Origin of the sequence: Sphingomonas faeni (genome assembly GCF_030817315.1) — a bacterium.
GTDB lineage: Bacteria > Pseudomonadota > Alphaproteobacteria > Sphingomonadales > Sphingomonadaceae > Sphingomonas > Sphingomonas faeni_C.
Window position 1 is genome coordinate 57,807 of the sequence record NZ_JAUSZF010000004.1, and the last position, 22,545, is coordinate 80,351.

Annotated in this window: 15 protein-coding genes; 3 read left to right on the forward strand and 12 right to left on the reverse strand. The window is 65.0% G+C overall.

Features of this window, described 5'->3' with window-relative positions; translation table 11 throughout:
• The first annotated feature begins 60 nt into the window (after positions 1-60).
• Both QFZ54_RS18390 and QFZ54_RS18395 read left to right on the forward strand, forming a co-directional pair.
• The gene (locus tag QFZ54_RS18390; protein WP_307089894.1) at positions 61-2,472 is read left to right on the forward strand and encodes an MFS transporter; all 2,412 of its coding nucleotides are present in this window, start codon (positions 61-63) and stop codon (positions 2,470-2,472) included.
• Positions 2,473-2,550: 78 nt separating this feature from the next.
• Positions 2,551-5,313, forward strand: a complete 2,763-nt coding sequence (locus QFZ54_RS18395) for a TonB-dependent receptor (protein WP_307089896.1) — start codon at positions 2,551-2,553, stop codon at positions 5,311-5,313.
• Positions 5,314-5,389: 76 nt separating this feature from the next.
• Here the strand turns inward: QFZ54_RS18395 and QFZ54_RS18400 are convergent, their stop codons facing one another.
• The gene (locus QFZ54_RS18400) at positions 5,390-7,006 is read right to left on the reverse strand and encodes a rhamnogalacturonidase (protein ID WP_307089898.1); all 1,617 of its coding nucleotides are present in this window, start codon (positions 7,004-7,006) and stop codon (positions 5,390-5,392) included.
• A gap of 159 nt (positions 7,007-7,165) precedes the next feature.
• Between QFZ54_RS18400 and QFZ54_RS18405 the strand changes: the two genes are divergently transcribed.
• The gene (locus QFZ54_RS18405; RefSeq protein ID WP_307089900.1) at positions 7,166-9,130 is read left to right on the forward strand and encodes a right-handed parallel beta-helix repeat-containing protein; all 1,965 of its coding nucleotides are present in this window, start codon (positions 7,166-7,168) and stop codon (positions 9,128-9,130) included.
• A gap of 78 nt (positions 9,131-9,208) precedes the next feature.
• Here the strand turns inward: QFZ54_RS18405 and QFZ54_RS18410 are convergent, their stop codons facing one another.
• The 11 genes from QFZ54_RS18410 to QFZ54_RS18460 form a co-directional block, all read right to left on the reverse strand.
• The gene (locus tag QFZ54_RS18410; RefSeq protein ID WP_307089901.1) at positions 9,209-10,015 is read right to left on the reverse strand and encodes a kinase; all 807 of its coding nucleotides are present in this window, start codon (positions 10,013-10,015) and stop codon (positions 9,209-9,211) included.
• Positions 9,999-10,964: a 2-hydroxyacid dehydrogenase gene (locus QFZ54_RS18415; protein WP_307089903.1), complete on the reverse strand. Its 966-nt coding sequence runs from the start codon at positions 10,962-10,964 to the stop codon at positions 9,999-10,001. The genes QFZ54_RS18410 and QFZ54_RS18415 overlap by 17 nt, the downstream gene beginning before the upstream one ends.
• A gap of 1 nt (position 10,965) precedes the next feature.
• Complete coding sequence (locus QFZ54_RS18420; RefSeq protein WP_307089905.1) at positions 10,966-12,132, reverse strand: fumarylacetoacetate hydrolase family protein; 1,167 nt, start codon at positions 12,130-12,132, stop codon at positions 10,966-10,968.
• 2 nt (positions 12,133-12,134) lie between these two features.
• Positions 12,135-12,905: an enoyl-CoA hydratase/isomerase family protein gene (locus QFZ54_RS18425; RefSeq protein WP_307089907.1), complete on the reverse strand. Its 771-nt coding sequence runs from the start codon at positions 12,903-12,905 to the stop codon at positions 12,135-12,137.
• The gene (locus tag QFZ54_RS18430) at positions 12,902-14,029 is read right to left on the reverse strand and encodes an extracellular solute-binding protein (protein WP_307089909.1); all 1,128 of its coding nucleotides are present in this window, start codon (positions 14,027-14,029) and stop codon (positions 12,902-12,904) included. Before QFZ54_RS18430 ends, QFZ54_RS18425 begins: the two co-directional genes overlap by 4 nt.
• Entirely contained in the window at positions 14,026-15,216 is a 1,191-nt protein-coding gene (locus QFZ54_RS18435) for a CaiB/BaiF CoA transferase family protein (protein ID WP_307089911.1), read from the reverse strand. Before QFZ54_RS18435 ends, QFZ54_RS18430 begins: the two co-directional genes overlap by 4 nt.
• A 10-nt stretch (positions 15,217-15,226) precedes the next feature.
• Complete coding sequence (locus QFZ54_RS18440) at positions 15,227-15,973, reverse strand: SDR family NAD(P)-dependent oxidoreductase (protein ID WP_307089912.1); 747 nt, start codon at positions 15,971-15,973, stop codon at positions 15,227-15,229.
• On the reverse strand, positions 15,970-17,151 hold the full coding sequence (locus QFZ54_RS18445; protein WP_307089915.1) for an aldose 1-epimerase family protein: 1,182 nt from the start codon (positions 17,149-17,151) through the stop codon (positions 15,970-15,972). The genes QFZ54_RS18440 and QFZ54_RS18445 overlap by 4 nt, the downstream gene beginning before the upstream one ends.
• A 62-nt stretch (positions 17,152-17,213) precedes the next feature.
• The gene (locus QFZ54_RS18450) at positions 17,214-20,363 is read right to left on the reverse strand and encodes an alpha-L-rhamnosidase (RefSeq protein ID WP_307089918.1); all 3,150 of its coding nucleotides are present in this window, start codon (positions 20,361-20,363) and stop codon (positions 17,214-17,216) included.
• Positions 20,360-21,532 carry an FMN-dependent L-lactate dehydrogenase LldD gene (lldD, locus tag QFZ54_RS18455; protein ID WP_307089920.1) on the reverse strand — a complete coding sequence of 391 codons (1,173 nt, stop codon included), beginning with the start codon at positions 21,530-21,532 and terminating at the stop codon, positions 20,360-20,362. The genes QFZ54_RS18450 and lldD overlap by 4 nt, the downstream gene beginning before the upstream one ends.
• 16 nt (positions 21,533-21,548) lie before the next feature.
• Positions 21,549-22,529 (reverse strand): sugar phosphate isomerase/epimerase family protein, encoded by a 981-nt coding sequence (locus tag QFZ54_RS18460; RefSeq protein WP_307089923.1) that lies wholly within the window; start codon positions 22,527-22,529, stop codon positions 21,549-21,551.
• Positions 22,530-22,545: the final 16 nt, after the last annotated feature.

Consider the following 22,545-nt stretch of genomic DNA (forward strand, 5'->3'; position numbering starts at 1 on the left):
AAAGATAATACATAATACCTATTAGGTGCCGTTTGCGGAGTGCGATCGGGGGAGGCGAAAATGAAAGTCACTGGCTATAGAAGCCTCGTCACTTCGCATGACTGGGGGCGACCGGTCGGGGATGCCAATGGTGTCGTGGAGTCCGGCATCACCGAAGTTCCGATCTTAATCCTGGAAACCGATTCGGGACTGGAAGGAATAGGCCTGGGCCAGCATGCCGATATCGGCCGCGTATTCGCAGCCGTCGAGGGACAGGATCCGCGTGCGGTTCCGGCCTTGTACGACAGCATGCTGTCGCATGTCTTCAAGAGTGGTCACGCCGGGCTGACCTATGGTGCGATCGCGGCGATCGACATGGCGTTGTGGGACCTCAAGGCGAAGATGGCGGACGAACCGTTGTGGCGCACATTGGGGGCCGCAGACAGGTTCGTGCGGGGCTATGCCTCGGGGTTGTGCTTCGGGCTTGATGACGATGCCTTCGTGGCGCATTATGCCGCCTGGGCCGAACGCGGCTTCGCCTCTGCCAAGATCAAGGGCGGTCAGGATCTGGCGCGCGACATCCGCCGCCTTAAGCTCGCGCGCACGGCCTTGTCGGTTAACAGTGCGGTGCCAGCGCTGATGCTGGATGTGAACGAGAGCTGGAACTGCAAGCAGGCGATCCGCCATCTTGCCGAGATCGAGGCGGCGGGGATCGACCTTACGTGGATCGAGGAGCCCGTGCGTCGATGGGACTCCGCTGGTCTGGCCGCCATCTCGCGCGCAGCGCGCTGTGCCGTCGCGACTGGCGAGAACCTGACCGGGCTCGAACAGTTCGCGCCGCTGCTCGATGCAGGGGCGGTCGATGTCGTGCAGGCGGGCAGCGTGTGGGGTATCACGCATTTTCAGCGCGTGGCGATCGCGGCGCATGTGCGCAACCTGCCGGTGTCGCCAGTGGGGTATGACTGCAATCCCATAGCGCATGCCGCCGCGGCGATGCCCAACATGATCGGCATTGAGGTGCAGGACATGGCATGGCCCGTCGGACTCGATGTGGATCAGGAGATCGCCGATGGCGGGATCGTGCTCGGCGACCGACCCGGATTGGGGATCGTCGTCGATGAGGCACGGATCGCACGCGATCGTGCCGAGGGCACATGGGGCACGAGTGGCGGCCCGCATCGCCGTCCGCGCGAGGCCGGGCTGCGGCTCGTGCCGCGACGATGGATCGCTGGCGCATGGAGCGCGCGTATGATCGCGCCGGTCTATGTCAGCGGCCGCGAGCGTACCCGCCTACAACTGTCGTTGATGGTCAATTTCTTCCTGCTGATGGCGCTGTACAGCGGCGTCCTGGGTGTCCTGCTGCCAAATCAGATCGCGGCGCTGGATCCCGGCAACAAGGCGAACAATCTTGCGTTGCTGTTCGCGATCACCTCGATTTTCTCCACGCTGGCGACGCCGATCGCGGGCGCGCTTTCGGATCGCACGCGGGGCCGCTGGGGACGCCGCACACCCTGGATCGCGATCGGTTCGCTGGTCGGGTCGCTCGCGCTGTTCGGCGTGTCTCTGATGACGAGTTTTTGGTCGCTGATGGTGTTATGGGTGATGGCCGCGATCGCCTATAATTCGATGCAGCCGGCGATGACCACGTTGATCGCCGACCGTTTCGCGCCCGAGGTGCGTGGCAGCGTTTCGGGTGTTATCGGCGCGGGCATGACTGCCGGACTCACGGCCGGCACTGTCGTCGCAGGGTATTTGGCCGGGGAAACCGTACTGGCGTACGGCCTGTTCGCCGCTGCGATCGCGATGTCCTGCTTGGCGTTCGTGTTGCTCAACCGCGAACCGTCGAGCGCGGAGACCCCGCACCGGCCGATCATATGGGGTGAATTCCTGCGTGGCTTCTGGATCTCACCCCGCCAGCATCCTGATTTTGCTTGGGCGTTCCTCAGCCGTTTCACCATCTACATGGGGTATCAAGGCGTTGCGGCGTATCTGTTGTACATCCTGCGCGATTACATCCGGTTGAGCGACGGCGATTCCAACATTGCGATCGCGAACATGGCGATCATCACGTTGGTATGCCTCGTGGCCTCGTCGCTAATTTCCGGCTGGTGGTCGGACCGTATCCAACGGCGCAAGCCGTTCGTGGTCGCAGGCAGCCTGATCATGGGCTGTGCGATGGTTGCACCGCTCGCGCTGCCGAGCATGTCGGGCATGTGGATATATGCGGCGGTGATCGGCGTCGGCTACGGGATGTTCATGTCAATCGACATCGCCCTGATGACTCAGGTGTTGCCTAAGACCGCGCTGGGGGACGAGGGGCGCGACCTCGGAGTCCTGACCACGGCGGTCAACATCCCGCAGATCATCAGTCCGGTGATGGCGGCGGCTTTGCTCGCTGTCACGGGTGGCGATTACCGGACGATATTCGTGGCGGCGATTGTCTTCGTTTTTGGCTCCGCGCTGTGCGTGCTTCCAATAAAGTCCGTACGCTAAACATACTACGTATGATCATCATTTGACATACGACCGCTTTTGTGGTGCTTTGAAAAAAATAAAAACTGGAGGGGTTTTATGGCATTTCGGCATCCACGCGTACGCGTAGCGCTTTTCGCGACGTCAGCGCTCGGCGCGATACTCATGGGAACCGGCGCGGTCGCGCAGACGACATCGGCGCCGCCCGGAACAGTGGATCCGGCGCCAGTAGGGGAGCCGGTGAAGGACGAGACGGGCGATATCGTCGTCACCGGCATTCGCGCCGCGGAACGTGCTGCGATCGACATCAAGCGCAATTCGGTCAATGTGGTCGACTCGATTGTTGCTGAGGACCTCGGAAAGTTGCCGGACGGCAACGTTGCGGAATCGCTTCAACGCATTCCTGGCGTGACGATTGAGCGCAACCGTGGCGAAGGGCGCTTCGTTACCGTTCGCGGGTTCGGACCTAAATTCAACGCAGTCACCGTCAACGGACGAACGCTCGCTACCGACAATAATGGTCGCGAATTCTCGTTCGACGTGCTGCCTTCGGAGATCATCTCGGGGGCGGACGTCTACAAATCTCCGCAGGCCAATATCAACGGCGCTTCGATCGGCGCTACCGTTGATGTGCGGACGTTGCGGCCGCTCGACCAGAAAAAGGGTTTCAAGTTCGCCGGGTCGGCGGCGGGAATGTGGTCAGAGCTGGCTGACACGTACAATCCTGAATTCTCCGCGGTCGGGAGCTGGAAGAACGAGGCGGGCACCTTCGGCGTGGCGCTTGCCGGCGTATACTCGAAGCAGGAGAACCGGATCGATGAGTTCACAATCGGCGCGGGTCACGTCCGCCGTTCCAGCACCGACTCCTATTACAATGTCGCCGGCGTGCCAGGCGGCCGGATCGGTCCGAACGTCGCTCCTTTCTCGCGCGTGTCGATGCCATCGAACCTTTCGCCGTTCTTCTTCGAGCGCGAACTGACCCGGTATGGCGTCAACGCCTCAGTCCAGATGCGCCCTAGCGACACGCTCACGGTCAGCATCGATGGTCTGTATTCCCGTGCGCGCTTCGTCGAACAGCAGACCGGACTGGCCTATGACTTTGCTGGCGGTCGACTGGTCGAGCAGGTCGTTGAAAATGGCGAGGCGGTGCGCCAACGCTATCTGGGCGGCTTCGTCGACCAGATCATCCAGTATGACGATCGCAACGTGACGACCGACCAGCTCGGTATCAACGTCGACTGGAAGCCGACCGACACCTTGCGCGTCCGTCTGGACGGCTCTGTCTCCGATGCGCGTCGCCGTGGCCAGGAGAACAATTTGTTCACGACGATCCGCCGCAAGAACGTGGACCTGTTTTACGATCGTCGCAGCGGTAGCCCGATTTACGACTACGGCCTCACAAGCCCCAATTACGCGAACGCCCCGACTAACGCGCAAGGGCTCACCGCCCATTATTACATTTGGGGTGGCGGCTCGGACATCGATGACGAAATCGAGGAATATCGCGGCGACGTCGAATGGAAGCCGGGCGGCGGTCCTCTGACCCTTTCCGCCGGCGTGCTGGCGCAGAGCCGAATCAAGACGATCACCGCGGATGAAACCTCGTTCGGTGAGCAATGCACTTATTGCGATTCGAACCGGGCGCTGCCGGCATCGTTGTTTCAGCCGACCAATCGCAACTTCTTTGGCGGCGGCGGTGGCGGTGATATCATTCGCGATTGGCTGATCTACAGCCCACAGGACCTGATCCAGACCATTGCCGGGTTCGCCCAAGCCGACGGTCGTACCTTCAACCCGGCGGTCTTTTCGCCCGCGGCCTCGTCGGTGGTGAACGAGAAGGTTCGTATCGGTTGGGCAATGGGCTCGCTTGACACGCAGGTCGGTGGGCTGCCGCTCGCCGTGAATTTTGGGCTGCGCTACGAGAATACCGATTACACCTCGTCGGGAGCTTCTCGCACCGTGCTCAGCGCGGTGTCGAATGGTGCGGGGCAGAACATCATCGTCGTGTCGCCTGTCGTCCCGGTCAGTTTCCGAGGGAAATATGACGATTGGCTTCCGTCGGTGAACGCACGCCTTTCGATCACGAACGACCTGCTACTTCGCTTCGCCGCATCGAAGGTGATCACCCGTCCCACGCTGTCGGACCTGTCCCCGCGCCAAACGATCCAGACCAACCCCGGCAACGAGACTATCCGGCGCGGCAACCCCGACCTCCAGCCGTTCCGTGCGAAACAGGCGGAACTGGGCGCGGAATGGTATTTCACGCGGGATTCGCTGTTGAACGTCGCGGTATTTTACAAGGATATCGATTCGTTCGTGACGCTGATAACGACGCCGCAACTTGTCGATCAGGTGTCGTTCCAGGTGACCGTCCCGGGCAACGGCAAGGGCGCGACCGTCAAGGGGTTCGAAGTCGGTTATCGACAGTCGTTCGGATCATGGCTGCCCGCCCCGTTCGATGGCTTCGGCGTGCAGACAAGCTTCAATTATACGGAGTCGAATGCGAACTACAGCAATGCGGTGGCTAACGTGTCGTTCGGGCTGGAGGGGTTGTCGAAATATTCGTACAGCGTAGTCGGATTCTACGAAAAGTACGGCATTACCGCCCGTGCGGCCTACACTTACCGGGACAATTTCCTTCAGGTTGCGTCTGGCCGGAACGGTGAGCCCGAATATTTTGACGCCTATGGTCAGCTCGACGTGAGCGTTTCCTATGACCTTACTAAGCGCTTTACAGTCTTTGCCGATGCAGTGAACCTTAACGACGCCAACGAATTCATCTATTCGGTGAGCGAAGACCGCACGAAGGAGTTTCGTCGGACCGGTCGTCGCGTGTCGGCGGGCGTGCGCTTCCGCTTCTGACCGGATCGGCGCGGTCTGCGCCGATCCGAACCCCTCCACACCCTGGATGCTTCAAGGCGTCTGGGGTGTTTTCCATTTAGTCTAAAAATGTAGTCACCCGGCCGAGCGCCACGTCGCGACTATGCTGCTCGTTGAGTACGGCTCCGCGTACTGCCGAAGACACAACACCATCGATCGTAGCACCGGCCACGTTGCGTAGCGCGACGACGGGGCGTGCGTCTGGGGCGCGTATCCGTACGCTGACGTCGCGGATCGTCAGGCGCCGCGCATGGCGGGCGTAGAAACCGCTGGCTGGTAAGGTACCAAGATAGCTGACCTCCAGGCTGGTTTCGCGTCGATAGACGGGCACGCGCGCCGCATCGACCGTGGTGCCACCGCCGGCCGCCTCGATATCGATGTTGCGGAAGGTCACGTCCTCGACGGGGGCGTCCGCAATCCCTTCGATGCCGCAGGGGAAGCGGGGATCGGCGTTGGCGACGCTAATATCGTCGAACCGGATGCGACGGACGCGTCCGACCGGCGTATCGCGCGGCGCTCGCATGCGGGCCGCGTGATGGACGAAGAGGGGATGGTTGACCGGATCGCGCAGGATGATCCCCGACACGGACACGTCCTCCAGCGTCCCGCCGTCGACGATGCCGATGAGGATACCGCGGCTGTTCGTGCAGGTGCAGTCGCTGATCCGCACGTTGCGAAAGCCGCCGATCGTCTCGGTGCCCAGCTTGATCCGGCCGAGCGGGCCGAGCGTATCGGGCGAGCGATAGTCCGACGCGCGGTAGCTGCCGTCGAGGACCGATCCCATCGCGAAGCCGCTGGTCTTGCAGCCGGAGATCAGGATGTCCTCGCACGGCGCCGCACGACCAAGCGCGTAGCTGCTCTTCAGCACGATCGCATCGTCCTTGGGTGCGTTCACGATGCAGTTCACGATCCGGACGTCGCGGCAGGCGTCGATATCGATGCCGTCGCGATCGGTATCGATCATCAGCCCGGATACTTCCATGTTCGTACAGCCATGTGCGATCACGCCGAAATGACCGCCTTGCAGGATTGTGAATCCCGACAGGCGCACGTTGCGACACGCGAACAGTCCGATCGTCTTGTTCGCGCGGCCGACCTGCGCGCGTTCTGCGGGGTCGCGCAGCGCCAGTTCCTTCGGCGTGATGCCCAGCGCCGCTGCCGACTGCCAGTTCGGTCGCTTGTGCCAGCGGTCGCCCGGACCCTCGCGGTCGAGCCCGAGGCCGTGCAGCATCCCCGGACCCAGGATCGCGACGTTGGTTACGCCGTCGCCATGGATCAGGCTGTTATGGACGTGCGTGATGCCGAAATCCTGGAACTGCTCCTCCCTGTAGTTTTCGGGCGGATCATAGTGTGCACCGTGCGTATCGGGATCGGCGGCGACGATGACCGCACCCGCCGACAGCACCAGCGCAATGTTGTCGCGCAACCGGATCGAGAAGCAAAGATAGCGTCCAGCCGGCACGATGACCGTCCCCCCGCCGTGCCGGGCCGCGGCGGCGATCGCACGGTTGATCGCCGGGCTGTCGATCGCGATCCCGTCTCCGCGCGCACCGTGACGGCGGACATCCTCGAAACTGCCGGCCACGGCGGCCATCGCCCGGTCGGCCATCCCCGCCGCAAACAGGACTGCACCTGCCGCCAAGATCGTGCGTCGATCGACAAAACCGAGGTCCATATACTCTCCCGCCAAAACTAGCTTGCACGCAACTGATACATAAGACATCATATGTTTTAAAGTACGGGATCCGCGACGTGGGGCCGGCAGAACACGGGAGCAGGATACTTGGCCACATCGACGATGCGATCATTGTGCCGAAACGGTGGGCGGGCCGGCATGGCGATCGGGCTGCTGCTCGCCTCGTCGGCCTACGCGCAGACCATGATCCATGTTGCCCCTACAGGAGACGATCGCGCATCGGGATCGGAAACCAGGCCGCTCCGCTCGCTGGAGGCCGCACAGGCGCGGGTGCGGGCCGCGAACGGGCGGGCGGACGTGACGGTGATCGTGGCGGATGGCACCTATGCGCTCGAACGGCCGCTCATGTTCAAGGCGGTCGATGGCGGCCGGAACGGCTACAACGTCGAGTGGCGCGCGGCCGATGGCGCGCATCCGCTTGTATCGGGCGGCATACCGGTCACCGGATTTCGCTTGCACGACGAAGCGCGCCGGATCTGGGTCGCCGACGTGCCGAAGGGCATCGACGCCCGGCAGCTGTGGGTCAACGATGCCCTGGCCGAACGTCCGTGGATTGAGATCAAGGCAAGGGACGTTGCCTTCACGAACACCGGGTTCGACATCGTCAACCCGGACCTGGCCTATCTCTCGGCGATCGCCAGACCCGACCGGCTCGAGGTCGAGGCGACCGGATATTTCACGGATCGCTATTCTCCCGTTAAATCGATCGCCGGCCGCACGGTGACTATGCAGAAGCCAGCTTGGGACAATAACAGCTGGGGTTATGACACGATCAGCAAGCCGATCTTTCCGGAGGATTCGCGGCTGTTCCTGGTCAACGCGCTGGAGTTCGTTGGCAAGGTCAACGACTGGCATGCCAAGCCCTATCAATGGTTCCTCGATCCGCAGGCGGGCAAGCTTTACCTGCGTATCGCGCAGGACGACGATATCGCGCGGCTGAAGGTCGTGTTGCCGCGGCTAGAGACGCTCGTGTCGATCGCTGGCACGCCTGCCTCGCCGGTCGAGCGGCTGACGTTCAAGGGGCTGCGTTTCTCGTACAGTTCATGGCTCGGGCCATCGCGCGCGACCGGCTATGCGAACCAGCAGAGCGGCGCGTTCCTGGCGGAAACCTCGCCGATCCGGCCTGCCAATGCGGTGGAAAGCTGTGGCTGGGGCTGCCCAGAATTCGAATCGATGCGACAGCATTGGAACCAGATGCCAGCCGCCGTCCAGGTCGCGGCCGCGCGAAACGTGACGTTCGAGGGCAATCGCTTCACGCAACTCGGGCAGATCGCGCTCGGCATCGGCAACGATGCGAACGCCAACCTCAGCGGCGTGGGACTCGCCACCGCCCGCATCCGCGTCGCGCGCAATCATTTCGCGGTATTGTCGGGCAGCGCGATCATGGCCGGGGGCGTGCGCGAAGAGGCGCATCACCCGAAACAGGCGAGCTTGATCAATCGCGACCTCGTAATCGTGGACAACAGCGTCGCAACCGTTAGCCAGGACTATAAGGACAATGCCGCGATCCTGACGACGTATATCACTGGTGCCCGGATCGCGCACAACGACATCACCGATGCACCCTACGACGCGATCGCGGTCGGCTGGGGGTGGGGCTATAACGACGCCGGCGGCAACCCGAACTATGACGAGAACCAGAAGGGCTACCGTTACAACACGCGCTACACCACGCCCACCACGCTGCGTGACACGGTGATCGAGAATAACCGCATCCACGGCGTGAAGATGTGGTTCATGGACGGCGGCGCGATCTACAATCTGTCGGCCAATCCGGGTGCGGTTATCCGTGGCAATCACATCTTCGATATCGACGACAAGATCGCCATCTACCTCGACGAAGGCAGCAAGCATTTCCGCGTCACCGGCAACGTCATCGAGACGCGGGGCAAATGGCTGAACATCAACACGGCGGGCAAGATGTACCGCCGCCGCGTCTCGACCGACAATCTCGCGACCGGCAACTGGCATAGCTCGGACACCACCGGCGGGCGCTGGCTGGCGGAGATCGGTAATGTCTCACGCGACAATATGCTGGTGGCCGACCGCGACTGGCCCGCCGAGGCCGAGGGCGTGATCGCGCGGGCGGGCGTGCGGCGGTGATTGTGCGCGAATAAGGGATACCGGTTTCCCCCCGGTTGCTTTGGCTGCCGCGCGCATTCCCTGCGCGGCAGCCTTTTTTCAGGTCGTCGGTGCGCGGTAGTTGTCGAGGCGCAGGGTCAGGTCGGCGCGCGTCGGCATCTCGTCCAGAATCCAGCGTGTCAGCCGCTCGTAGAACTGAATGAAACGCGCGATCTGCGGCGCGTCCATCAGCCCTGCGGTGCTGCGACCGTCGGCGGCCAATCGGTGTGCCAGTGCGCGTTCCTGCTCCAGTCGCCAGCCCGCCACGACGTCGAAGCCGGGTGCCGCGAGCAGGACGAGGCGATCGAGGCGGTCGAACAGCGCGGCGTAATCCGCGGCCAGTGCCGCGTTGACCGCACGCCGCCACGATCCATCGCTATCCTCGTTGCGTTCGAGCGCGTTGACCGCTGTCACGATCGCTGCATCGGCCTGCGGGCGGGCACCAACGCACCATCCTTCGAAGATCAGCACGTCCAAATTGGCGGGGACCGACTGCCACGCGGACGCCGGTTCCGGCTCGTCACGCGCCTTGTCGAAGCGGGGCAGGCGGACGGCGTTCCCGTCACGCACGACGTCCAGCAGCGCGATCCCGCGCGCGACGTCGTGCGTGAGGGGAACGCCGCGAGTGCGCAGCAGCGGATGGATTTCTCGTGCCAGCACCGCACGTGCCGCGCCGGAAAGATACAGGTCGTCAAGCGAGAGGATCGCAGTTCGGATGCCATCGGCTTCGAGGCGCTCGCGCAGTGCGTCGGCGAGGGTCGACTTGCCCGACCCTTGCGCACCGCACAGGCCCAGGATCAGCGGATCGGACGCACCTTGCAACCAGCCGCGGACGGCCGCCTCGACGTGGTCAAGCGACGCGGTCATGGGGTTCGCAGCCAGCGAAGACCGCATCCAGATTGTCGGCAAGGCGCATCCCCATCGCAGTGCGCGTCTCGCGCGTGGCGCTGCCGAGATGTGGCAGCAGGACCGCGTTTGTACACGCACGCAGGGCGGGATTTACCCGTGGTTCGTCGGCATACACATCGAGACCCGCCGCGGCGATCGTTCCGGCGGACAGCGCGGCGGCGAGCGCGGCTTCGTCGACCAGCGATCCGCGCGCGGTGTTCACCAGAACCGCATCGGAACGCATCCCGGCGAGAAACGCCGCATCGACCATATGGCGCGTCGCCTGTCCGCCCGGCGCGTGGAGCGATACGACATCCGCATCGGCCGCCAGCGCAGCTGGCGTGGCGCGATAGGCATCGTCGGGCATGTCGCGCGCACGGTTTCGACTGTGATAGATAATTTGCATCCCGAACCCGGCGGCACGCGCGGCGGTGGCACGCGCGATCCGCCCGTACCCAATCAGCCCCAGCGTCTTGCCGGTGAGGCCGCCGCCCAGCAGATGGGTCGGTCGCCAGCCGGTCCAGCGCCCGTCGCGCAGCTCGCGCTCGCCTTCCGACGCGCGGCGCAAGGTCATCAGGATCAGCATCATCGCAATGTCGGCGGTGGCGTCGGTCAGCACGTCGGGCGTGTTGGTCACGACCAGCCCCACACGGCGCGCCGCGTCCAGATCGATATGCTCGAACCCGGCGCCGTAGTTCGCAACGATCCGCGCTCGCAGGCCGGGACATTCCAGGATTTCCGCCGTCAGCCGGTCGGTCACGGTCGGGCAGATCGCGTCATGCTCGCACATCGCCGTGGTGAGCGATGCCGCGTCCATCGGCACGTCGTCGGCATTGGTCGTCACCTCATAGCGCGCGGCAAGCCGGTCTTCGACCGCCTGTGGCCAGCGACGGGTGAGCAGGATCCTGGGCCGGGTCGTATCGGACACTCTACAGAAGCCCGCGAGCAGCGAGATTTCGCATCAGATCGCTCACGCCGAAACTCCACGACGCGCACAGGTCGGTCGCCGTCACGCGGTTGACGAGCGCGCCGAGCGGGGCGGCGGCGATCCTTACTATATCGCCCGCATGGTGCGTGAACCCCTTGCCGGGTGCGTCGCGATCCTCGGTCGGGGCGAACATCGTGCCGAGATACAGCACGAGGCCATCGGGATAGCGATGATGTTCGTTGATCGCCTGCGCGACCAGGTCGGCCGGTGCGCGGCTGATAGATCGCATCGCCGAGCGACCGTCCATCCGGAAGCCGTCTTCGCCCGTGACGGTCAGCGCGACCTCTGCCGCCTCCACGTCGGCGATTCCGAAGCGGTCGTCGAACAGGCGCACGAACGGGCCGACCGCCGCCGCACCGTTATTGTCCTTGGCCTTACCCAGCAGCAGCGCCGACCGCCCCTCGACATCGCGCAGGTTGACGTCGTTGCCAAGGGTGGCGCCGACGATCCGCCCGGTCGATGCGACCACGAGGACGATCTCGGGCTCAGGATTGTTCCAGCTGGATGCCGGATGGACGCCGATCTCGACACCGCTGCCAACCGTCGACAGCGGCTGCGCCTTGGTGAAGATCTCGGCGTCGGGGCCGATGTCGACTTCGAGATACTGGCTCCACGCGTTGGCCGCGATCAGCGCGTCCTTGAGCGCCATGGCCTCGGGAGAGCCCGGCCGCAGGCTGCGCAGGTCGTCGCCTACGAGCGCGCGGACCTGTGCACGGATACCGTCCGCCGCGTCGGCATCGCCGCGCGCGCGCTCCTCGATCACGCGTTCCAGCATCGAAGTGGCGAAGGTCACGCCCGCGGCCTTCACTGCGTGAAGATCGATCGGTGACAACAGCCAGGGACGATCATCCCTACGGCTCCGCGGATCGGTATTGGAGAGAATGTCGGCGAGACTGCCGATATCCTCGCCGGCTGCATCGCGCAGCGCGGCCGACGGATCGTCCGTTTCGCACAGATCCCGCACGCTGGCGAACCGGGCGCTTATGTCGATCAGCCGCCCGGCCTCGACGCGGACCGGGGAGGGGCCGTTCACGTCGGGGCGCCAAACCCGGCCGACCAGCGCGGCGTGGGGATCGGCGGGGAGGATGTCGGCGGGGGTCGGGATCATCGTCAACGCCTTTTGAATACCGGTGGCCGCTTGTCGGCGAACGCAGCGCGACCCTCGTTCGCATCCTCGGTCGCGAAGCAGATCGTCTGCAGATCACGCTCATACTCGATAGCCTTGTCCCACGGCATCTTGAAGGCGGCACGCAGATTGAGTTTCGCAGTCTCGGCCGCGATCGGCGCACGCGTGGCGATTGTCCGGGCGATTGCCTGCGCGCGGTCGAACAACGCGTCCGGCGCGACGACTTCGCTCACCAGCCCCCAGTCGCGCGCCTGTTCGGCGTCGATCATGTCGCCGGTCAGCAGCATCATCGCCGCATTCGAAGTACCGATCGAATAGGCAAGCCCCGCCGCCATCCCGCCGCCACCGATCCAGCCGAGCTTGATCTCCGGCGCTGCGAACCGTGCGTTGGTCGAGGCTATGCGGATGTCGCACGCCATCGCGGTCTCCAGCCCGCCGCCCAGCGCGTAGCCGTTGATCGCGGCGATCACTGGTTTGCGACAGGCGCGCAGGGCGTCACAATAATCGGCGCGGTTGCGAAAGTCCCACGGGGTCGCATAGCCATCCAGCGTGGTGATGTCCGATCCGGCGCTGAACGCCTTTTCGCCGGCGCCGGTGACGACGACCACGCGCACCGCGTCCGACCGGTTGCACTCGGCGACGGCGGCGACCAGCGCGTCGGCCATCGCCGGCGTCATCGCGTTGAGCTTGGCCGCGCGATCGATCAGGATCGTCGCGACATGGTCTTCGATCGTGAACCGCAGATTTTCGGTCATGTTTCCGCTCCGTGCGAATGATGGCGGGAATAGGCGAGATCGACCGCGTCGAGGACCCGGTCGGCGGACGATCCGTCGAGCAGGCCTGCACGCAACAGCGCTGAGGCCTCGGTCTGGAAGGCGATCGCATGATCATGGCGGGGCCGGACCAGCGCCGCTTCGATCGTCGCGCGGGTAGCCGAATAGAAACCATTGGCGGCGGCATCGACTTGCGGGTCCGTCCATGCGGACCGCAGCGAGGGCTGACCGTCATGCCGCGGAATGAAGGTACGTTGCGCGGCGTCCGACATCAGCCAGCGGAGATGATCGAGCAGCGGTGCCGTAACCTGCGCGCGCCGCGATACGGCGATGCCGGTGCCGCCTAGCGTCGATCCGATCCGTCCACCCGGCCCGGACGGCGCATCGGCATAGGCGATCACGCCCTGTGTCGAGTAATTCACATAGCCGTAGATCAGCGGACACAACACGGGACCGGTGCCCGACGCTATCGCCTCCAGCATCGCGATCGGGTTCAGCGTTGCCGCCTTGCGCGTGGCATCCTTGGTCAGCCGCGCGAGGATGGCATACGCCGCGCGAGCGATATCGCGATCGATGAAGGCGTCGCGCGGCGATGCGGGATCGGCACCCAGCGCGCCGCATACCGATTGGAAGCTGAGCGCCGCATGTGGCCCCGCAAGCGAGAGCGCGACCGGCGCGCGCTCCGATAGTGCGATCACGGCGTCCCATGACGTCGGTGGCGCTTCGTTCCAGTCACTCCGATACGCCATCACCTGCGTCGCGGCGTCGAGCGGAAGCGCCCAGTGGCGACCTGCAAAGCGATAGCTGGCGAGCGACGGACCGACCGTGTCTGCCTCCAGCGCAGCAATCTCGTCGGCTGCGAACAATTCTTCGAGCGGGACGATGCAATCGGAGGCGACCGCTTCCCCGACATGCGGATGATCGAGGACGACCAGATCGTAGAGCGCGCATTGCTCCGCGATCGGTCGCGATTCGAACCCTTCGAGCGAATGCGTGTCCCACGCGATCGAACCGGTACCCGCCGCACCCGTTAGACGTGCAGCCTCGGCGAGCGCGTTGTGGCCGCGCGGGTGATCCCAGGTAAGGCCGCGATAGTCGGGTGTCATGCGTGCTGGCGCACGACGCCGGACTCGACGAGCCGTGCGATGGCGTCGTCGTCCATCCCCATTTCCGACAGGATGTCGCGGCTGTGCTCGCCGACCAGCGGGGCACCGCGATCGATCCGCGACGGGGTCTTGGAAAAGCGGATCGGGAAGCCGGGCGTCTTTACGTGTCCTTCCGTCGGATGGTCGTATTCGACGAAGGTGCCGTTGTGCTTGATCTGGGGGTCGTCGACCAGGTCGGCATAACCATAGACCGGCCCTGCCCAGATATCCTCGGCACGGAAGCGTTCGAGCCAGTCCGCGCTGGTGCGCGTGCGCAGCCGATCCTTGACCCGCGCGAAGATCGCGTCGCGCTGGGTCCAGCCGTCACGCTCCTCGTCGAGCGTCGCGAAGAACGGATCGTCGAGCAACGCGGCCAGCTTGGCGAGCGGCGCCATCGCCAGCGTGATGTATCCGTCGCTCGTCTGGAACACGCCGTACGGCGCGCGGATATAGCTATGCGCGTGTGCCTCGGCCGATCGCTTCTGTGGTATACTGCCGACCGTGAACACCGACAATTCCTGCATCTGGATCGTCGCGATCGCGTCCAGCATGTTGACTTGGACGAGTTGCCCCTCGCCGGTGCGCTCGCGATGGAACAAGGCTGCCAGCGCGCCCTCGAACGCCGAATAGGCGGTCACCGCATCGACCAGATACTGGCCCGCGGCCGACGGCGGCTGACCCTCGGCACCTGCCGACAGCATCGCGCCGGACATGCCCTGGAGCAGCAGGTCCTGACCCGGATAACTGCGATACGGACCATCCTCGCCATAGCCGGACATCGACACGTAGATCAGGCGCGGGTTGATCGCCGACAGCGTCGCGTAATCGACGCCCAGCCGCTCCGCGACGCCGGGGCGGTAGTTCTGGAGGAAGATGTCGGCGGTCTTAACCAGATCGAGCAGCAGCACCTTGCCTTCCGGTGCCTTGAGGTCGACCGCGAGCGAGCGCTTGTTGCGGTTGAGCGACAGGAACGAGACGTTGATCTTGTTGCCCGTTGCACCGCCCGCCGAGGCATGGCGCTGCCATTCGCCCGAGGTCGGTTCGACCTTCACCACGTCCGCGCCCATGTCGCCCAGTCGCTGCGCGGCGAACGGACCCGCCATCGCGATCGAGCAGTCGAGCACGCGGATACCTTTGAGAATAGTCATCTGTGATCCTTCAGGCCATGACCCAGCCGCCGTTCACGTGCAGCGTCTGGCCGGTAACGAAGCCCGCCTCGTCGGCGGCGAAAAAGGCGATCGCGGCGGCGATGTCCTCCGCCGATCCGCGGCGCTTGATCGCCTGTGCGTCGAGCACCATGCGTTCATAGCCGGCGGGGTCGGTATGGATTTTCTCGGCGTCGGTCGGGAAGGCGCCGGGCGCGATCGCGTTGACGGTGATGCCGTGTACGCCGAATTCGCGTGCCCACGCCCGCGTCAGGCCGAGCAGCGCGCCCTTGGACGCGACATAGGGGGACAGGTTCGCCCAGCCGCCCGAGATGGTGATGCTCGAGATGTTGATGATCCGCCCGAAGCCGCGCGCGCGCATGCCGGGCAGCGCAGCCTGCACGGCAACGATCCCTGCATCGACGTTGATCCGCTGAACGAACTGATGCTCTTCGATCGAATACTCTTCGAACGGTTTCGAGGGGTAGATCGCGGCGTTGTTGATGACGACGTCGAACCCGCCAAGATCTGCGACCAGCCGGTCCAGTTCGGTGCGGAAGCCGGCGAGGTCAGACAGGTCGGCGGTAGAAACGACAAGGCGTCCCGTATCGATCCCGGCAGCGGCCTCGGTGAGCGCCGCGATCTTGGCGGGATCATTGTCCACCGCGACCACGGTCGCGCCGCGCCGCATCAGCAGCAATGTCGTCGCGAGCCCGAGCCCGCCGGCGGCACCGGTGTAAAGGATCGTGCGGCCCTTCATGCGGACCGACCGTCGATCGAGGGGAAGTTGCCGCTCGGCTGCGGATAGTCCTCGGTAGGCTGGTGCGCGACGCGCTCGATCCTGGCGACCGCATCGGCGACGGCGGTGGTATCGGACAGGATGCGCAGCACCGTGTCGTAGCGGCGCTCGTCGCCATGCTCGAGCCAGATCAGCTCGTCGCGATCGCGCGCGAAATCCTTGCCGAACACGTGATTGGTTGAGGGCTCGATCCCCATCGCATAATGGCCCGCGTGGAAATTCTGCCACTGGTACATGGCAGGGAACTGACTCTTGAGCGTCTGGACCTCGAAGCCGAACCCGAGTGCCTCGTTGACGAGCGCGACGTTGACCCGGCCTTCGGCGTCGGCGGCCATGTCGTGCTGCCACACCTGTTCGTGGAAATTGGCGATGGGGGCGGGGGCGGTGCGGTATCCGACGCCCTGGGCGGCGTAGTCGTCGGCATGCGCCGCCCACAGCACGTCGCGGATCGGTGCGACGTAGCGCGATCCTTCGGCCAGCACCGGGTAGCCGACGTTGATATGGTAACAATACATGTGCGGCGTGCGGTAGAAGCCGTGGTTGACGACGCGGTCGTGCATGCGGATCTCGTCACCGCCGACGGTCGCCTCGATCCGGCGGATCAGATGGAGGTCCTCACCGAACACGGTCGATTGCTGGACGATGCCCTCGGCCCACAGGATGCACTCGTCGCCGTCCCAGCGCTCGCCATAGCCGGTCAGACGCGCGGGGATCGTACCGACCCGGCCGTGGAGGGACGACGACGTCTTTTCGCGCGGGCTATAGTGATAATGGCCGGCGGGATCGTCGTGCATGAACAGCGTGTGGTCCAGCCCGCAGGTGATATTGAGGCCGGACATCGAGCGGAACCAGCTCAGCCCGCCTTCACCCTCATACTCATGCAGACCGGGATGGCGGAAGCCTGACGGGGAATGCCAGCCGATCGCGCGCCCGGCATGATCGCATTCGGCGATGTCCATCGCGCGGTCCACCAGTATTGTGAAGCGAAGGCCCGTGCCGGTGCGGAATTCGAGCTGGCGCAGGCCGCGCTCGATCCCGTCGCCAAGCGTCGACAGGCGTACGCCCGCGAATTGCGAGAGGCTTCCCGTTCGTGTCGCCAGCGTCCGCCGCGTCATCGTCTCGCCGAACAGCGCGACCACCAGACCTCTCTCCAGATTTATTTCGTAAGACGTATGATGTTTAGCGGTGGGCTTCTATCGTGTCAATCGCGTAAGGCGAAGCGATACTCGCCCGATCCGACGCTGAAGCGCAGCACGCTGTCTTGCGTATCGATTGCGCGGATGTCCGGGTGATCGGCGAGCATGCGGCCGCTTTCCGTCCACGCGCGCGCGGGCAACTGGACATCGGCGACGGCGTTGGCGGGGACAGTCAGCGACAGCTGCGTGAGGCCGGTCGCGTCACCTTCGGTCGCTGTGGCGATCCGGCCTATGCAGGACTCGTAGGAAGCGGCGACGCGACCGATCTCGGGCAGCCATAAAGGACGCACCGCGATCCGCCGGAAACCGGGCGCGACGGAGGCGATGCCCGCGAGGCGACGGTAGAAGAAGCCGACGACCGCGCCGAACGCATAATGATTATAGCTGTTCATCGCGACGTCGCCGATATCGCCGTTCCAGCGCTCCCACATGCTGGTGGCACCCTGCGCGACCATATAGCCCCAGCTGGGATAGGCGGTCTGGAGGAGCAGGCCAGTCACCACGTCCATGCATCCGGCGTCGGCCAGCACATCCAGAATATAGGGCGTGCCGAGGAAACCGGTCGACAAAGTCATGCCACGTCGGCGGATGTCGTCGGCGAGGACGCGTGCGGTGGCGGCGCTCAGGTCGGTTGGAACGAGACCCATGTGGAGCGCGAGTACCTGGCCGGTCTGGCTGCCGTTGCCGACGATGCCGTCCGCAGCGACATACTCTGATACGAACGCCTGCCCGATGGCCCTGCGCAGTGTGGCGTACCGTTCCGCATTCAAGCCTCGTCCCGTTGCGCCGGCCATGTCCGCCATCATTGCGGCGGACCAGGCCCAATAGGCGGTCGCGCAGAGCCCGCGGGGGGTCGTTTCGTCGTCGGGTTTGACCGCGTCGACCGATAGCCAGTCGCCGAGATCGAGCCCGCGATCGTTGCGCCAGACATGATCGGGGTTGGTACGCGCGATGTGCGCCATCCAGGCCTCCATCGCGGCCCAGTTCTCGTCGATCACCGCGGTATCGCCGTAGCGTTGCCACAGCTGCCACGACAGTATGATCCCGGCCTCGCTCCAGCCCGCGGTGACGACGTCGGGGAAGGACTGCGGTTGCGGGACGACGATCGGATAGCCGCCATCGGACCTTTGCGCCGCGCGTGCCTCGACCAGGAAGCGGCGAATGAACGGATCGACCTCCATGTTGAACGCCGCCGCGTCGAGAAACACCTGGATATCGCCCATCCAGCCCATCCGCTCGTCGCGTTGCGGGCAGTCGGTCGGCACCGCGAAGAAATTCGACCGTTGGCTCCACAGCGCGTTGCGCCAGATCGTCTGGAGCAACGGTGCGTCGGGCAGGGTCATGTCGCCGGTCAGTCGGCAGTCGCTGTGGCCGACGATGCCGATGACGTCGTCGAGCGTCGGGATGCCCGGATATCCTTCGACCTCGATATAGCGAAAGCCGTGATAGGTGAAGCGTGGCTCGAGCGTTTCGGGCGTGCCGGTTCCAGCAAGAGTGAAACGATCGGTCGCGCGGGCGAGGCGGAGATTCGCCATGTCGACGGTGCAGTCGGAGGCGAGCAGTTCGGCGAAGCGCGCGGTGATCGTCGTGCCGGACGCGCCCGAGGCGGTGATCCTCGCCCAGCCGGAGAAGTTCTGGCCGAAGTCGAAGACGAACCGGCCGGGTACGGGTTCGGTAACGGTAATCGCGCGGCGTTCTCCGGTCGCTCGGACAGGCGGCGAGGTGAGGGGGATGAGACGGGTGTCGGGTGGCGTGCCGACACGCGCGGGCGTCCATGCGGATGCGTCGAAGCCGGGGCGGTCCCAGCCGGGTGATGCGCGGCGGGCGTCGACCGTCTCGCCGTCGTAGATCTCGGACATGAGGATCGCCGACGGCGCGGTGCGCCACTCCGGGCCGGTCACGATCCAGTCGTGACTGCCATCCGCATAGTCGATGCGCAACTGCGCCAGGAACCTGCGGGGGGCGGGGCCGAAGCCGTAGCGCTCGATCCGCCATCCGAACGGGCTGGCATACCATCCGTCCGCGACCAGCGCGCCGATGACGTTGTCACCCGGTGCGATCAGGGCAGTCACGTCACAGGTCTGGTAGAAGACATGGTCGGACGCCACGCTGATCTCCGGCGACAGGATCGCATCGGATACCGCCACGCCGTTGATCGTCGCGGCGTAGGCGCCGAGCGCCGTCGCGTAGAGCCGCGCCGAGGCGACCTCGTTGCGTGCCATGAAGCCGGTCTGGAGCATCATCACCGGTTCGGGCGGACGCGGATCGTTATGCACGTTCGCGCCGCTCGGCTCCGCTGAGGGCCAGTCGCGCGCGTCGAAACCGGGTGCCTGCCAGTCTTCGGGTGGATCGGGAAGGACGTGCCAGCGCGGACCGCTGACGATCCGTTCGACCGAGCCGTTCGCGCGGTACAGCCGGACAAGCGCGGCAAAGGCGCCACCGTCGACGGGGAAGAACCCCTCGGTATCCGCCTCGACCAGCACGCAGATCGTCGCGCGGCCCGGACGCAGCGTGGTCTCGACCAGGCTCAGCGATCCCCAGAACGGTAGCGGGCTATCATAGCCGTTGGCGCCAGCGAGCGTCGTCGCGACGCCGTCGATCCAGACGCCGCGGAGATGATCCTTGCCGGAAACCAGAATGTCCGATCGGACGATATCGGCGGGTATGTCGAAATCGAGACGGAATGCGTGCGACCGCGGATCGAGCGCCGTGGTGCTCCATATCCAGGCGAGACCGGTTGCGCGATCGGCGGCAGCGAACGCATCCTCTGCTTCGAGCCAGTCGCCCTGCCAGTCGCCTGCGTCCAGCAATCCCGCCTCGAACCATGCTGGATCGGAACAGGCACGCTGCCCGCCCGCAGTGACGATCTCGACCGACCACCAGATCCGTTGCATCGAGACGAGCGGCGGGCCGCCGTAGCGGATGTCGAACGTCGTATCCGACGCTACGTCGCCGCTGTCCCATACCAGGTCCCCCGCAGCGAGCGCGCCGGGAGCGCGGGCAGAGCGAATGCGGTAGCGGTGCTGCACGACGCCGCGCGCGCGTGCCTCGATCCGCCACGACAGCCGGGGATGACGAACGTCCGTGCCCAGCAGGTCGGTCGTGTGTTCCGCGCGCAGGTCGACGACCCGCACGTCCGATACCGCGTCCATCATACCCAGTCCGATCCGTTCGTGGCGTCGTACCGACGACCGGCGTCGGCCAGGATTGAGCGGTCGATCGCCACGATCCGGTTGACCCCGGTCAACGTCATCGCGACCGTCATCTCGCGCGCGATCAGGTCTAGCAGCTTGGTCACGCCTGCCTCGCCTTGTGCGGCGAGCGCGTACACCCAGGCCCGACCCAGCAACACGCCCTGCGCCCCCAGCGCAAGCATCCGCACGACGTCCAGTCCGCTCCGTATTCCGCCATCGGCGAGAACCGTCATCGTGTCGCCGACCGCTTCGGCGATATCGGGCAGCGCGCGCGTGGTGGAAAGAACGCCGTCGAGCTGTCGCCCGCCATGGTTCGACACGACGATGCCGTCCGCGCCGATCCGTGCCGCCTCGCGCGCATCCTCCGGATCGAGGATGCCCTTGATGATCAGTGGGCCATCCCAGGCGGCGCGGATCCAGTCCAGGTCGCGCCACTGGATGGTCGGATCGAAATTTGCGCCAAGCCAGCCCATATAATCGTTCAGGCCACTGTTCGCGCCCAGCACCGGCAGGAGGTTGCCCAGCATGTGCGGACGCCCGCGCACGCCGACGTCCCATGCCCAGCCCGGCTTGCCCATCGCCTGCACCGCGCGGCGGAGAGGCCCGCGCGGACCTGACATGCCCGAATGTGCGTCACGGTAGCGCGCGCCCGGCACCGGCATGTCGACGGTGAAGACGAGTGCCTCCGCGCCGGCGATCTTCGCGCGCGTGATCAGGTCGCGCATGAACGCGCGATCCCGGATGACGTAGAGCTGGAACCAGAACGGCTCGGCCGCGCGCGCCACCTCCTCGATCGAGCAGATCGACACCGTCGACAGGCAGGTGGGAATGCCGGCGGCTGCCGCCGCGCGTGCCGCTTGTACTTCGCCGCGGCGGGCGTACATGCCGCTGATCCCTACCGGGCCGAGCGCCACCGGCAGCGCGATCTCGCGTCCGAACAGCGTGGTCTTCAGGTCGATCGTCGCCACGTCGCGCAGGACGCGCTGCCGCAGCGCGACGCTGGACAGGTCGCTCACGTTCCTCCGCAGCGTCTCCTCGGCATTGGCGCCGCCGTCCGCATAATCGAACAGGAAGCGCGGCAGGCGGCGGCGGGCGGCTTCGCGGAAATCGCCGGTCGACGAGATGATCATGCGTTCGGGGCCTGCATCAGTAGGAAGAGAACAGAGCCTGGCGCGCGAGATTGAGCGCGGTCACAGCGTCCTGGCGATCCTGCGCGTCCTGCATCGCTGCGAAGTCGAGCTTGTCGAGCGCGCGCTCGATCGCCTTGAGGAAGCCGATCGCCGAGTTGGCGGCAGCGACGCTGTCCTCGCGGAACGGGAATTGATCGAGCTGCCACACGCCTTCCCAGCCGTTCTTGCGCAACGTGTAGAAGAATTCGAACAGCTCGATCGGATGGACCGATCCAGCGATCAGGTCGTCGTCCCAACTGCGCAGATTGTCGTTCACGTCCATGCCGAACAGGCGGTCGTGATCGATCGCGAGCTGGGCCGCGTCCGCCGGGGTTTCCCCGCCATAGAGCGAATGGCCGAAATCGAGCAGGATGCCGACATTGGGCAGGCCCATCTTTTCTATCCCGAGCAGCGTGCGCGCGACGCTGTCGTAGCTCATGTGCACGCGCGGTTCGCGCGGCTTGTACTCGATGACGAACTTCAGGTCGGGATTCTGGCCTGCGAGTTCGGCGACGCCGTCGATGCTGGCCTGCCACAATGCGCGGTGATCGACCTGGAACGGATAGTCCCAGCCATCCTGTCCGGGCCACAGCTTCACATAGTCGGCGCCGAAATGGCGGACGATACCGGCGGCTTCGTTGCACATCGCGTTGGCGAGGCGGCGGATGCCGGGATCGGGATTGGTGAAGGCGCCCTTGGCGAACTGGCGCGTGTAGATTTCCGGCGTGATGCCGATCACCGACAGGCCGTTGCGCTCCAGCGCCGCGTCTATGGTGGCGATCGACAGGCTGGGGTCGACGAACGGATAGTTGATGTCGACCACCGACAGATCGTCGACCTGACCGGCAAGGTCGATCATCTCGATCAGCGATCGCGCCTCGCCATAGCCGTCGGTCGCATAGCGATCCACGTACGTCGCGAAATGCCAGATGCCGGCACCGTAGCGTTGCTTGCCCATCGTTCGATCCTCGTCC